Annotated in this window: 17 protein-coding genes; 5 read left to right on the top strand and 12 right to left on the bottom strand. The window is 72.2% G+C overall.

Annotation, left to right across the window (positions count from 1 at the left end; all coding sequences use genetic code 11):
- Positions 1-40 precede the first annotated feature (40 nt).
- The 4 genes from FS825_RS15785 to FS825_RS15770 form a co-directional block, all read right to left on the bottom strand.
- Positions 41-349 carry a hypothetical protein gene (locus FS825_RS15785; RefSeq protein ID WP_144714887.1) on the bottom strand — a complete coding sequence of 103 codons (309 nt, stop codon included), beginning with the start codon at positions 347-349 and terminating at the stop codon, positions 41-43.
- A complete protein-coding gene (locus FS825_RS15780; RefSeq protein ID WP_144714885.1) occupies positions 346-984 on the bottom strand; it encodes a hypothetical protein in 639 nt (212 codons plus the stop codon). The genes FS825_RS15785 and FS825_RS15780 overlap by 4 nt, the downstream gene beginning before the upstream one ends.
- A complete protein-coding gene (locus FS825_RS15775) occupies positions 981-1,535 on the bottom strand; it encodes an RNA polymerase sigma factor (RefSeq protein ID WP_144714883.1) in 555 nt (184 codons plus the stop codon). The genes FS825_RS15780 and FS825_RS15775 overlap by 4 nt, the downstream gene beginning before the upstream one ends.
- A gap of 74 nt (positions 1,536-1,609) precedes the next feature.
- Positions 1,610-1,990 carry an MmcQ/YjbR family DNA-binding protein gene (locus tag FS825_RS15770; RefSeq protein WP_144714881.1) on the bottom strand — a complete coding sequence of 127 codons (381 nt, stop codon included), beginning with the start codon at positions 1,988-1,990 and terminating at the stop codon, positions 1,610-1,612.
- Between the two features lie 73 nt (positions 1,991-2,063).
- On the opposite strand from FS825_RS15770, the gene FS825_RS15765 reads away from it, so the two are divergent.
- Positions 2,064-2,363, top strand: coding sequence for an excalibur calcium-binding domain-containing protein (locus FS825_RS15765; RefSeq protein ID WP_144714880.1), 300 nt, complete (start codon positions 2,064-2,066; stop codon positions 2,361-2,363).
- A gap of 29 nt (positions 2,364-2,392) precedes the next feature.
- Here FS825_RS15765 and epsC read toward each other — a convergent pair whose 3' ends face one another.
- Both epsC and cysK read right to left on the bottom strand, forming a co-directional pair.
- Positions 2,393-2,977 (bottom strand): serine O-acetyltransferase EpsC, encoded by a 585-nt coding sequence (epsC, locus tag FS825_RS15760; protein ID WP_260981275.1) that lies wholly within the window; start codon positions 2,975-2,977, stop codon positions 2,393-2,395.
- Positions 2,974-3,912 carry a cysteine synthase A gene (gene cysK, locus FS825_RS15755; protein ID WP_144714877.1) on the bottom strand — a complete coding sequence of 313 codons (939 nt, stop codon included), beginning with the start codon at positions 3,910-3,912 and terminating at the stop codon, positions 2,974-2,976. Before cysK ends, epsC begins: the two co-directional genes overlap by 4 nt.
- Positions 3,913-4,094: 182 nt before the next feature.
- Here cysK and FS825_RS15750 point away from each other — a divergent pair, with 182 nt between their 5' ends.
- A complete protein-coding gene (locus FS825_RS15750) occupies positions 4,095-4,766 on the top strand; it encodes a DUF899 family protein (RefSeq protein ID WP_144714875.1) in 672 nt (223 codons plus the stop codon).
- A 33-nt stretch (positions 4,767-4,799) separates the two neighbouring features.
- On the opposite strand, the gene FS825_RS15745 is transcribed toward FS825_RS15750, so the two are convergent.
- Positions 4,800-5,837, bottom strand: a complete 1,038-nt coding sequence (locus FS825_RS15745) for a dipeptidase (RefSeq protein WP_144714873.1) — start codon at positions 5,835-5,837, stop codon at positions 4,800-4,802.
- Positions 5,838-5,880: 43 nt separating this feature from the next.
- On the opposite strand from FS825_RS15745, the gene FS825_RS15740 reads away from it, so the two are divergent.
- Positions 5,881-6,519 carry a GNAT family N-acetyltransferase gene (locus FS825_RS15740; RefSeq protein ID WP_144714871.1) on the top strand — a complete coding sequence of 213 codons (639 nt, stop codon included), beginning with the start codon at positions 5,881-5,883 and terminating at the stop codon, positions 6,517-6,519.
- Positions 6,516-6,968 carry an SRPBCC family protein gene (locus tag FS825_RS15735; RefSeq protein WP_144714870.1) on the top strand — a complete coding sequence of 151 codons (453 nt, stop codon included), beginning with the start codon at positions 6,516-6,518 and terminating at the stop codon, positions 6,966-6,968. Before FS825_RS15740 ends, FS825_RS15735 begins: the two co-directional genes overlap by 4 nt.
- A 31-nt stretch (positions 6,969-6,999) precedes the next feature.
- Here FS825_RS15735 and FS825_RS15730 read toward each other — a convergent pair whose 3' ends face one another.
- The 3 genes from FS825_RS15730 to FS825_RS15720 form a co-directional block, all read right to left on the bottom strand.
- The gene (locus FS825_RS15730) at positions 7,000-7,764 is read right to left on the bottom strand and encodes an aspartate/glutamate racemase family protein (RefSeq protein WP_144714868.1); all 765 of its coding nucleotides are present in this window, start codon (positions 7,762-7,764) and stop codon (positions 7,000-7,002) included.
- A gap of 5 nt (positions 7,765-7,769) precedes the next feature.
- Positions 7,770-9,329 (bottom strand): NCS1 family nucleobase:cation symporter-1, encoded by a 1,560-nt coding sequence (locus FS825_RS15725; protein ID WP_144714866.1) that lies wholly within the window; start codon positions 9,327-9,329, stop codon positions 7,770-7,772.
- A 141-nt stretch (positions 9,330-9,470) separates the two neighbouring features.
- A complete protein-coding gene (locus FS825_RS15720; protein WP_144714864.1) occupies positions 9,471-10,190 on the bottom strand; it encodes a VIT1/CCC1 transporter family protein in 720 nt (239 codons plus the stop codon).
- A 179-nt stretch (positions 10,191-10,369) separates the two neighbouring features.
- On the opposite strand from FS825_RS15720, the gene FS825_RS15715 reads away from it, so the two are divergent.
- Positions 10,370-10,927, top strand: a complete 558-nt coding sequence (locus FS825_RS15715) for a VOC family protein (RefSeq protein WP_144714862.1) — start codon at positions 10,370-10,372, stop codon at positions 10,925-10,927.
- On the opposite strand, the gene FS825_RS15710 is transcribed toward FS825_RS15715, so the two are convergent.
- The gene (locus tag FS825_RS15710) at positions 10,854-11,420 is read right to left on the bottom strand and encodes a GNAT family N-acetyltransferase (protein ID WP_144714861.1); all 567 of its coding nucleotides are present in this window, start codon (positions 11,418-11,420) and stop codon (positions 10,854-10,856) included. The genes FS825_RS15715 and FS825_RS15710 overlap by 74 nt on opposite strands.
- A gap of 4 nt (positions 11,421-11,424) precedes the next feature.
- Positions 11,425-12,828, bottom strand: coding sequence for an LLM class flavin-dependent oxidoreductase (locus FS825_RS15705; RefSeq protein ID WP_260981273.1), 1,404 nt, complete (start codon positions 12,826-12,828; stop codon positions 11,425-11,427).
- Positions 12,829-12,839 lie beyond the last annotated feature (11 nt).

Below are 12,839 nucleotides of genomic sequence, written 5' to 3'. Positions count from 1 at the left end.
GCCCGCACCGCGCCTCCAGTCCGCCGGTCCGTGCGTCCCGTCAGCCGACGCGTGCCACCCGCACGTCCACGCGGCTGAGCGCGAGTCCGCGCTCGGTCGCCACCGCGAGCGCCGCGACGTGCGCCGCGCGCGCGGTCTCCGGCGCCGGGTGCGATCCGTCGGTCCCGATCACGATGCGGAGCACGTCGTCGTCGAGGACGACCCGCGCGACCGACCCGCGCGTCGCGAGGGTCTTGGCCGCGGCGACCGCACTGCCGATGGTGGGGCGGGCACGGTAGAGCTCGGTGACGCCAGGGACGGCGAGCACCGCGTCCTCGACGGCGGCGAAGGTCTCGTCCAGGGTGCTCATGCGTCCTCCCCCTCGGTTCCGGTCTCGGTCTCCGGCGGCGGCACGACCATCGGGAGCAGGTCGCGGACCACCACGTCGACGGCCTCGACGACGAGGTCGGTCTGGGTCGCCAGGACCTCCGCGACGGTCTCACGCACCTCGGCCGCAGCGGCCTGGATCGGCGCCCCGGCGCGCACCGCGATCTCGACGACCACCCGGATCGGCGCACCGAGTTCGGTGACGTCGCCCTCGAGCGTGCACCGTGCGATCAGGGCGTCCGGGACGGCGTCGCCGGCACTCCGGACGAGCGAGCGGATCGCTCCCTCGGTCATCACGGGACGCTCGGTCGGCGCTTCGGGGCGGAGCGGCACGTCGCGGCCCGCGCGGGCCTCGAGCGAGATGTTCGCGAGCACACCGCTGATCCACGACTCGTCGGCCGGGGCCTCCTGCTCGGCGGCGGCCTCCAGTGAACCGAGGGACGACTGCCGGAGCCGCACGATCGCGGCGAGGGCGTTCTGGCACGCGGCGGAGTCGTCGATGCCCGGGTCTGCCGGCTGCATGCCCGCGTCCAGGTAGTCGGCGAGCTCGTCGATCGTGTGCCCGTCGAGGTCGTCGGGTTCGAGGGAGTCGAGCCGGACGGGATCGTGTTCGGTCATCGCCATCCCTCCATGAGACGGATCATGTTCTTGCGGGCACGGGACAGCAGTCCGCGGACCGTGGAGACGGGGAGGTCCAGTTCCGCCGCCATCTCCTCGTAGGAGTACTCGAGTACTTCCTTCATCAGCCAACACCGCCGCTGCGCCTCCGGCAGCTCGGCGAGCGCCGTCTCCACGGCGTCCTCACGGGAACGCGCTTCCGCGACCCGCTCCGGAGCGTCGTCAGCAGGTGCCTCGACCTCGATCTCGGTCACGTCGTCGTGGAACCGCCGGGCGCGGATCCGGTCGATGCACTTCCGACTGAGGATGCGCATGAGCCAGGCCTTGACGCGGGCGCCGTCCTCGAGCCGGTCGAGCCGGTTCCAGGCGGTGATGAAGGTCTCCTGGACGACGTCGTCGAGTTCGTCGGTGGACCCGAGGGTGCGACGGGCGTACGCGCGCAGCAGGGGGGTGTACCGGCGGATGAGGACCTCGAACGCCCGGACGTCGCCGTCGGACGAACGGCCGACGAGGACGGCGTCGTCGAGGTCCGTGAGGGGCTGGTGGTGCACGGCTTCCTTCTACTGGTGGCGGGTGGGGTGGAGCTGAGTGCGCTACCGGTGGGACGGAACTCCCGACCGGATCGTCACGCGTCCTCGCGTCGGATCGGGTCGATCGGGCGTTTCGCCCGCGGGAGCCCCGCGACGACGAGGTCGTACGCGTTGGCGACCAGGTCCTCGACCAGGGTCTCGTCGATCCCGTCGCCCGGCGACAGCGTGATCCAGTGCTGCTTGTTCATGTGCCAGCCCGGGGTGATCTCCTCGTGGTCGCGCACCAGGGCGGCACCGTGCGGCGGTGCGCACTTGAGGTTCACGATGGGCTCGCCCCGCAGCTCGGTGGCCATCGCGAACATCTTGCCGACGACCTTGTAGACGAACGACCGCTCGCCGAAGGGCTGCGTCTCGACCGCAGCGGGCATCCCCATCGCGGTGCGGATCGCGACCTCGTGCAGCGTCTCGCCGTCCATCCGCCCAGCATGCCGCACGCGCGCCTCGGACGGGGGTACGCGTCGATGCGGTGTCTCGACGTATCCTCATGCCGTGCACATCACCCGAACCCTCGGCATCGCCGCCGCCACCATCGTCCTCGCGACCTCCGCCGTCATCGGCGGAGCCTCCACCGCGCAGGCCGCCCCCACCGTCTACAAGAACTGCACCGCCGTGCAGAAGGTCTACTCGGGCGGGATCGCGAAGAAGTCCGTCACGAGGAACCGCGTCACGTCCCACGGCAAGTACACGTACCGGGCGCTCAAGGGCACCGTGAAGAAGGACGACGCGCTCTACAACGCGAACAAGAAGATGGACGCCGACGGCGACGGGATCGCCTGCGAGAAGAGCTGACGCTCGCCGGCGGCTCGCTCGGCGTCCCGTCAGAGCGGCGGGACGCCCTCGTGCCCTGAGCGCGGGCGCGCCGTGCCGGCCACGCCGGTGACGACCGAGCCCGCCGGGACGTCCTTCGTCACCACGGTGTTCGCACCCACGACGGAGTCCGCACCGACGGTGATCGCACCGATGAGCGACGACCCCGCGCCGAGCACGACGCGGTCCCCGACGGCCGGGTGCCGGCGTGCCCCGGGTCCGTGGTCGCCCCCGCGCCCGCCGAGCGTCACGCCGTGGAAGAGCACGACGTCGTCACCGACCACCGCGGTCTCCCCGACCACGACGCCCATGCCGTGGTCGATGAAGAACCGCCGACCGATCCGTGCGCCCGGGTGGATCTCGATGCCGGTCAGCGACCGGGCGACCTGGGCGATCACCCGAGCGGCGAACCGGGAGCCGGGGAGCCCTTCGGCGATCCACAACCGGTGGGTCAGCCGGTAGGTCCAGATGGCGTGCAGCCCCGAGTACACGATCGCGTTCTCGAGGTCGCCGCGGGCGGCGGGGTCACCGCGGCGTGCTGCGGCGAGGTCCTCCCGGACAGCACGCAGCACGCCTCGTCGGGCGGCACGGGTCACGCAGTGAGTCCCTCGAAGAGCACCGTCGACAGGTAGCGCTCGCCGGTGTCGCACACGATCGCGACGACCCGCTTCCCGGCGTTCTCGGAGCGCGCGGCGATCTCGATCGCGGCGTGGATGATCGCGCCGGACGAGATGCCCGCGAGGATGCCCTCCTCGGTCGCGAGGGCCCGGCCCACCCGGAGGGCGTCGTCCAGCTCGACGTCGAACACCTCGTCGAACACGGACTGGTCGAGGACCTCGGGGATGAAGTTCGCGCCGATGCCGGCGATCTTGTGCGGGCCGGCCTTGCCCTCGGTCAGGAGCGGGGAGTCCTTCGGCTCGACCGCGACGATCTGCACACCCGGGACGCGCTCCTTGAGGACCTGGCCGACACCCGTGATCGTGCCACCGGTGCCGACGCCCGCGACGAACACGTCGACGTGCCCCTCGGTGTCGCGGAGGATCTCCTCCGCCGTGGTCTTCCGGTGGATCGCCGCGTTCGCCGCGGTCTCGAACTGGTGGGCGAGGATCGCGCCGGGGGTCTCGGCGACGATCTGTTCCGCCTTCGACACCGCGCCCTTCATGCCCTCGGCACCAGGGGTGAGGACGATCTCGGCGCCGTACGCGCGCATCACGGCACGGCGTTCCACGCTCATGGTCTCCGGCATCGTGATGACGACCTTGTAGCCGCGGGCAGCGCCGACCAGGGCGAGCGCGATGCCGGTGTTGCCCGACGAGCCCTCGACGATGGTCCCGCCGGCCGGCAGCTCGCCGGACTCCTCGGCCGCATCGATGATCGCGACGCCGAGACGGTCCTTCACGCTCGCGCCCGGGTTGTAGAACTCGAGCTTCGCCAGGATCTCGGCTCCGCCCTCCTTCGGGAGGCGGTTCAGCCGGACCAGCGGCGTGTTCCCGAACGCCTGCGAGATGTTGTCGTGGATCGTGCCGCTCATCGGTACCGTCCTCTGCGGGTCAGGTCGCGCGCCTCCGCCCTGGAAGCACCGCGTGCGCTGTGATCCTAGCGATCACGCCCGGCGTGTCCCTGTCCGTGACGCACGCGTCGTACCGGGCGCACACCGCGCCTCCAGTCCGTCGCGACCGGCGTACCCTTCGGCGCAACGACGAGGAGGTCGTCATGTCCAAGGAACAGCAACCCACCGCCGCTCCGCCGGTCGTCAACCGTGCCGCGTTCGACGAGGCACTCGCCGCGCAGGTGCGCGACGAGAAGGAACTCACCCGGCACGGCGACCGTGTCTCGGCGGCCCGCCGCCGGCTGCCGATGGTGCGTGTCGACGACTACGAGTTCACCGGGCCGGACGGGCCCGTCCGACTGACCGAACTGTTCGGGGAGAAGTACCTGCTCCTCGTGCAGAACGTCATGTACGGGCGTGACTGGGACGCCGGGTGCCCCAGCTGCACCTGGGCCGTCGACAACCTGCCCGCCGACATGGGACGGCTCGCCGACGAGGGGATCGCGTTCGCGATGATCTCGGAAGGGCCGATCGAGAAGCTCGAGGCGTGGCGGCAGCAGCGCGGTTGGCCGCACACGTGGGTGTCGTCCGGCGCGACGAGCTACCACGACGACTGGGGGTGGACGGTGCACGACGAGGGCTGGGACGGTCCGGTGCCGGGGTACTCGTACTACCTGCTGCGGGACGGCGTGCCGTACCTGACGTACGCGACGGGATCGCGGGGCACCGAGGCGATCCTCCCGGTCGCGCACATCATGGACCGCACGGTGTACGGGCGCCAGCAGGACTGGGAGGACAGCCCGGCGGGGTGGCCGCAGTACCCGACCTACGGCTGAGCCGGTCCGCGCGGGCCCAGCAGCGCCCGCCGGTCAGCGCACGTGCGCCGTCCGGGCGAACCGCTCGTCGGTCGCCTCGAGCACCCGCAGCACGTTGCCGCCCGCGAGCGCCCGCAGGTCCGCGCTCCCCCACCCGCGCCGCCGCAGCTCCGCCGCGAGCACCGGGTACCGCGACACGTCCCGCAGGTCCGACGGGAGCACGGACGTGCCGTCGTAGTCCCCACCGAGCCCGATGTACGCCGCCCCGGCGACCGCCCGAGCGTGCTCGACGTGGTCCGCCACCTCGGACACCGTCACGACCGGCGGCTCCCCCACCGAACCGTCCGCTTCCCACGCCGCCCACGCCCCCGAGACGAACGCCGGCACGAAGGTGATCATCACCACGCCGCCGTTGTCGGCCAGTCGGGCGAGGACGTCGTCGGGCACGTTCCGTGGGTGGCCGTTGACGGCGACGGTCGAGGAGTGGCTGAAGACCACAGGCTGCGTGGCGATGTCGAGCGTGTCCCGCATGGTCTCGGGCGAGGTGTGCGACAGGTCGACGAGCATGCCGATCCGCTCCATCTCGGCGACGACCTCGCGACCGCGGTCGGTGAGTCCGCCGTGCGGGTGCGATCCCGTCGCCGAGTCGGCCCACGGGGTGTCGTCGTTGTGCGTGAGCGTCATGTACCGGACTCCGAGCCGGGCGAGGTCGCGGAGCACGGCCAGGTCGTCCCCGATGGAGTGGCCGCCCTCGGCGCCGAGGAGCGACGCGATCCGCCCGGAGTCGATCGCCGCGCGCACCTCGGCCGCGGTCCGCGCGAGCGCGAGGGAGTCCGGGTAACGCTCGACGATCCGGTGCGCGACGTCGACCTGCTGCAGCGTCGCCCGGACCGGGTCCGGCACGTCGGTGGGGACGAACACCGACCAGAACTGTCCGACGACCCCGCCCGCACGCAGCTTCGGGAGGTCGGTGTGCAGCGAGCCGACCTCGGTGTCGATGCCCTCGACGCCCGAGCCGTGCGTGTCCCGCCGCTCCCACGGCAGGTCGTTGTGGCCGTCGATGACCGGGAACGGGAGCGCGTCGAACGTCATGCTCCGACGGTACCGCGGCACTCGACGCCGTTAGGCTCGGCGGATGGACCCCGTCACGCTCCGCACCGACCGGCTCGTGCTCTCGGTGCCCGAGCCGGCCGACGCCGACGACGTCGTGGCGTACGCGAACGATCCGGACGTCATCGCGTTCACCCCGGTGCCGGTGCCCTACGGCCACGCCGAGGCACACCACTGGATCACGGAGGTCGTGCGGGCCGGCTGGACGGCGGACTCCCGCTACGAGTTCGCCGTCCGCCGCGCCGAGGACCCCCGTCTGCTCGGCACCATCGGGCTGTTCGGCTTCGTGGACGGCGCCGCCGAGGTCGGGTACGCGGTGCACCCGGACGGCCGCGGGCACGGCTTCGTGACGGAAGCCACCGTCGCGGTGCTCGACTGGGCGTTCGCGCCCCGTCCCGACGGGCTCGCCCTCGCCCGGGTGCAGTGGCGGGCGATCGCGTCGAACACGCCGTCCGCGGCGATCGCCCAGCGCGTCGGGCTCCGGTACGAGGGGCTGCTCCGTTCCGGCGTCTTCCACCGCGGCCGACGCCACGACCAGCTCATCGCGGCGGTGTTGCGCGAGGACGACCGGTCGGAACCGACCGTCTGGCCGACATCGGCGGTCGCGCCGACGCTGACGGTCGCACCGACGCCGACGGTCGCGCCGACGCCCGACCCGTCGTGACGGTCTCCTTCCGCGTCGTCACGGAGCTCGACGCCCCGCCCGAGCGCGTCTTCGCCCTCTCGCTCGACGTCGACGCGCACGTCCGGTCGATGGCAGCGAGCGGCGAACGCGCCGTCGACGGCACGACGTCCGGCACGATCGGACTCGGCGAGACCGTCACGTGGCGCGCCCGGCACTTCGGTGTCGTGTGGCGGATGACGAGCCGCGTCACGGCACTGGAGGCGCCACACCGCTTCGTCGACGAACAGGTGCGTGGTCCGTTCGCCCGGTTCCACCACGAGCACCGGTTCGAGCCGTCGGCACGCGGCACCCGGATGGTGGACGAGATCACGTTCCGTGCCCCGCTCGGTCCGCTCGGGCTGCTCGCCGAGCGGCTCGCGCTCGCGCGCTACCTCCCGCACCTCATCCGGGAGCGGAACGCGTCCCTGGCAGCGGAGCTGCAGGCGTAGGCGCGGACCGGACGGTCGGACGGGAGGCGCGTCACGCGCCCGCCCCGACGCCCACCTCCGCCGCGTGGCCGCGTTCGAACCCCGCCAACAGTCCGACCATCGGCTTGGCCGGCGGGAGCGCGTACTCACCCGTCCGCCCCGTGGTCAGCCCGAGCCGCACGAGCGACTCCGCGAGGACCGTGGCCGCGGCGACCCCGTCGACCACCGGCGCCCCGATCGCGCGGGACACCTCCGCGCAGAACGCCGCCATCCCCGCACAGCCGAGCACCACCGCGTCCGCGCCACCGTCGACCACCCGGCGGCACTCCTCGATGACGAGCGCGCGGGCGTCCGATGCGGGGTCCTCCAGGCGGAGCACCGGGACCTCGCACGCACGGATCTCGGTCACGAGCGAGGCGAACCCGTACCGCTCCGTGAGCTCGTGGGCCCGCCCGGTCGTCCTGGCGAGCGTCGTGACGACACCGAAGCGCCGGCCGAGCATCGCGGCGGCGTGGAAGCCCGCCTCCGCGATCCCGATGACGGGGCCGGAGGCGACCTCGCGTGCGGCGTCGAGCCCGGGGTCACCGAAGCACGCCACCACGAAGGCATCGACCCCGTCACGCTCCCCGATCGCGATCTGCTCGAGCAGGCCCGGGACGGCGAGCGCCTCCTCGTAGTGGCTCTCGATCGACGCGGGCCCCATCGTCGGGTGCACGGCCTCGACGATCGTGCCCGGTCCCGCGACCGCGGCGGCGGCAGTGCCGATCGCCGCGGTCATCGAGGCCGTCGTGTTCGGGTTGACGACGCGGATCCGCACCGGTCTCAGGCCCGGCCGTCCGCGGCGCCGTCGTCGACGGTCGGGTCGTCGGCGGCGAGGGCGGGCATGCTCGGACGGATCCGTTCCATGCCCCAGAACACGACCAGGCCGAGGCCGCAGCCGATGAACCAGCTGTAGTTCGACAGCCACGGCACCACACCGAGCACCGACGGCAGGACGGCGCTCGCGACCGAGACCGCGCCCGTGACGACCAGCGTCCAGATCGCGTTCGGGTTGAACCCCTTCGTGTACCAGTACCGCGCGGTCGTGTCGGTCGTGTACATGTCGTCGACCGCCACGCGCTGCTTCGCGACGATGTAGTAGCCGGCGATGAGGATACCGAACAGCGGGCCGATGAGGGCACCGAGCACCCCGAGCGTGTAGAGGATCGCCTGGTCGTTGCCGTACCAGTTCCACGGCGTCAGCAGCACCGAGCCGACCGCGGCGATCATGCCGCCGGTGCGCCAGCTGATCTTCCGCGGGGCGACGTTCGAGAAGTCGAACGCGGGGCTGATGAAGTTCGCGACGATGTTGATGCCGACGGTCGCCGTGACGAACGTGAGCCCGCCGAGGAGGATCGCGAACGGGGCGTCGATGGCCTGGACGGTCTCGATCGGGTCGGTGATCAGCTTGCCGAACACGGGCACCGTGGCGCTCGCGCAGAGCACGGTGAGGACCGAGAAGAACAGGAAGTTGATCGGCAGCCCCCAGAGGTTGCCGCGCTTGACCGCGCCGTAGGACTTCGCGTAGCGGGAGAAGTCACCGAAGTTGAGCATGGGCCCGGAGAAGTAGCTCACGACGAGAGCGATCGCCGACAGCATCACCGGGATGCTCGCGCCGAACGACAGCGGCGCACCGGCCGACAGGGTGAACGAGATGTTCCCGATCCCGGCCCGCGCCACGAGGTAGATCGCGAGCGCGATCATGATGACGTAGACGGCGGGACCCGCCCAGTCGATGAACTTCCGGATGGCGTCCATGCCCATCCAGAACAGGGCGCCCTGGGCGACCCAGAGGATCGCGTAGGAGATCCAGCCGAGCGCGGAGAGCCCGAGGAACGAGTGCTCGAGGAGCCCTGCGGAGGCCGGGATGAACTTGAGGAACACGATGTTGAGCGACTGGGCGGCGAGGAACGTCTGGACGCCGTACCAGGCCATCGCGATGAGACCACGGATGATCGCGGGGACGTTCGCCCCGAGCACCCCGAACACGGCGCGGTTGATCACCGGGTACGGGACCCCGGTCCGCTGCGAGGGCTTCGCGACGAGGTTCGCGAACACCTGCACGACGAGGATGCCGACGACGAGGGCGACGAGCACCTGCCAGCTCGCGATGCCGAGCGCGAAGAGCGAGCCGGCGGTGACGTACCCGCCGACGGAGTGCACGTCGGACATCCAGAACGCGAAGATGTTGTAGCTCGTCCACGTCTGCCGGCGCAGCGGGGCGAGGTCCTCGTTCGTCAGGGCTGGGTCGTACGTCGGCTTGACCACGCCGGCGCCCGCGGGGGCGGCGGTCGTGACGGGGGCGTGGGGCGCGGCGACCGGGGTCGCGGTCTCTGTGGCCATGGCGTCCTCCTCCAGGAGCGGAAGGGGCGGACGGTCTGCGCCCCTGCCACGACGCTAGGGAGCGGTGTCACCCGCCCCGTTACCCCCGTGTAACGGTCGTGTGTCCGACCGCCGATCCTGGAACGCCCGTTCCGGACGACGTCAGAGCGCGTGTGCGCCGAGCACGGTGCCGGCCGCGTAGGTGGCCGCGAGCGCGAGCGCGCCGCCGAGCACCACCCGGATCGTCGCCCTGGTGCGGGGCGCTCCGCCGAGCGTCGCCCCGGTGGCACCGGTCGCGGCGAGTGCGATCAGGACGGCCACGACCGTGACCGCCACGCGGGCGGACTCCGGGGCGAGGAGCATGGCGAGGAAGGGCAGGGCGGCGCCGGTGGTGAACGTCGCCGCGGAGACCCAGGCGGCCCGCCACGGGCTCACCACGTCGTCCTCGGCGTCCCGGAGCGCGACGGCTGCGCGGCGACGCCGGACCTCGGGCCGCACGAGCTCGGCGGCGACCGCCCCGGCGACGGTCGGGTCGACGCCGAGGTCCCGGTAGTGGGCAGCGATGGTGTCGGCGTCCTCGGACTCCGCTGCGAGCTCGGCCTGCTGCGCGGCCTGCCCGGTGCGCTGGGCGTCCCGGGCACCGCTCACCGACACGTACTCGCCGAGCGCCATCGACACCGCACCGCCGACGAGTGCGGCCGTCCCCGCCGCGATGACGGGCCCCGTGCCGGCACCGGCGCCGGCGACGCCGACGAGGACCGCCGCGACGGAGACGATGCCGTCGTTCGCCCCGAGCAGCCCGGCGCGCAGCCAGTTGAGCCGCGCGGCGCTGGTCACGTCGTGATCGGTGGCGGGGAGCACGAGGTCCGATGCGGTCGACATGGGAGCAAGGATGGCACTCCCCGAGGCCGTGCACCAGCAAGGTGAGGCTGCCCTGACCTGGGGTTTCCCTGTTCCCGTGATCGGGACTCGGGCATCCTGCGGGTGCGGGAAACCGCACCCCGGCCGCACCGATGGGCGCCGCCCGCGCCGCCGCGACCCGCCGGTGTGAGGATCTCCGCATGACCAGGGGAATCAGGATCGACCACGTCGGTGTCACCGTGCCCGACATCGAGGCCGCGACGACGTTCTTCGTGGCGGCGCTCGGCGCCGTCGTCCTCTACGACATGCGCTGCCGCACCGAGGCGCCGAACGACTCCCCGGAAGCGCACCGGTACCTCGGCATCCCCGCGACGATGGGGCAGGGCGCGATGCGGATGCTCGCCCTCCCCGAGGGCCCGGGACTCGAGCTGTTCGAGTACCTCGGCCCGGACCAGCACGGCGCTGCACACCCGTCGGACCTCGGCTGGCAGCACCTCGCGGTGTACGCGGACGACCTCGACGAGGCCCTCGCCCGGGTCGAAGCGGCCGGGGGCTCCCGCAACTCGGAGCCGCGGGACCTCCGCGGGCTCGAGGCGGGCGACGGCAACCGGTTCGTGTACACCAGGACGCCGTGGGGTTCGACGCTGGAGATCGTCAGCTACCCGTCGCCGCAGCCCTACCTGCTCACGGCGCCCCGGGCGAAGTGGGCTCCGTGGCCGACGCCGGACGAGGCGCTGCCCGCTCCCCTGGCGCACTGACCGCACTGACCGCGGTCCAGGCGCGCGTCGGCCGCCCGCTCAGTGCGTGCGGGAACGCCTCACCGACCGGGCGGAACCCGGCGCTCGTGTAGAGCCGGAGGGCCGGCGCGTTGTCCTCGAGTGCGTGCAGGAGGCACCGCTCGTGTCCGGCGCGGGCAGCCTCGGCGACCGCAGCCCGCAGCAGGGCCCGCCCGAGGCCGTGACCCTGCGCCCGTGGGGCGACGGCGAGGAGCGAGAGGTACGCAGCGTCCTCCGGACCACCCGGGCCGCCACTGCCCGGGGCCGTGACGAGGGTGAACCCGGCGAGGCCGTGATCGTCCGACGCGACCAGGAGCGCGACCCGCGGCGCACCGAACTTCGACCGCGCCCGGTCCCGCACGGCGTCCGACTCCGGTACGCCGTCCCGGGTCGCGACGGCGCTGGTCCACAGCTCGACACAGGCCGCGACCTCGTCCTCGGTCGCGGCACGCACGACGCAGGACGATCCGATCACCGGGTCAGCCTACGACCGAGGCCTGTCCGACCCGGAAGGAAGCCCCCCGGTGCTCCTCGGGCAGACGGTCGCCGCGGCCGTGCAGCTTGTGGCGGAGCGAGCCCTCCTCGTACGTCGACGGGTAGACGCCGCGCGCGCGGAGTTCGGGCACGACGAACTCGATGACGTCCTCCCACGTGCCCGGGGTCACGGCGTAGGCCAGGTTGAAGCCGTCGACGTCGGTCTGCTCCTGGATGTCGACCAGCTGCTGGGCGATGGTCGCACCGGATCCGACCGCGACGGGTCCCAGGCCGCCGATCGCGGTGTGCTTCGCGATGTCCCGCACGGTCCAGTTCGCCCCGTCCTCGCCGGTCGCCGCGGACAGGTTCGCCGCGGCGGACTGGATCGCGTTCGACTCGATGCCGCCGAGCGGTTGGTCGAGGTCGTACTGCGACAGGTCGACGCCCATCCACCCGGAGTTGAGCACCAGGGCGCCCTCGGCCGACGCGTACGACAGGTAGTCCTCGTACTTGGCCTGCGCCGCCTCGTCGGTGGCGTCCGTGATGACGGTGAGCAGCGTGTAGACGCGAGCGGCGTACCGGTCGCGACCAGCAGCCTCCAGGGCGTCCCGGATCCTCGCGACCGTCGCCGCCAACTGCGGCAGGGTCGGGGCCCCGACGAAGACCGCCTCGGCGTTCTCGGCCGCGAAGCGCACGCCTCGGGGCGACGCCCCGGCCTGGTAGATGACGGGGCTCCGCTGGATCGACGGCTCGGACAGGTGGATCCCCGGGACGTCGAAGTGCTTGCCGTGGTGCTCGATCGGGTGCACCTTCGCCGGGTCCGTGAACACGCCGGTCTCGCGGTCCTCGACGACGGCGTCGTCCTCCCAGGAGCCCTCCCACAGCTTGTAGAGGACCTCGAGGTACTCGTCGGCGACGTCGTAGCGGTCGTCGTGGCCGAGCTGGTCCGTCTGCCCCATGTTCCGAGCGGCACTCGGCAGGTAGCCGGTGACGACGTTCCAGCCGATCCGGCCCTTCGTCAGGTGGTCCAGCGTCGAGATGCGTCGCGCGAACGGGTACGGGTGCTCGTACGCGGTCCCGGCGGTGATCCCGAAGCCGAGGTGCTCGGTCACCGTAGCCATCGCGGACACGAGGAGGATCGGGTCGTTCACGGGTACCTGCGAGCCGGTCCGGAGCGCCGCTTCGTCCGTCCCGCCGTACACGTCGTAGGTGCCGAGGACGTCGGCGATGAAGATGCCGTCGAAGGTGCCCCGCTCGAGCAGCTTCGCGAGCTCGGTCCAGTACGAGAGGTCGTTGTAGTGCCGAGACCGGTCTCGCGGGTGCCGCCAGAGTCCAGAGGACTGGTGCGCGACGCAGTTCATGTCGAACGCGTTGAAGCGGATCTGCCGGGGCTGGTTGCTGGTGGTCACGCTCCGCGACG

This window comes from Curtobacterium pusillum (genome assembly GCF_007680845.1).
Taxonomy (GTDB): Bacteria; Actinomycetota; Actinomycetes; order Actinomycetales; family Microbacteriaceae; genus Curtobacterium; species Curtobacterium pusillum_B.
The sequence above is the reverse complement of the archived record's forward strand: the minus strand, read 5'-3'. Positions and strand labels throughout refer to the sequence as shown.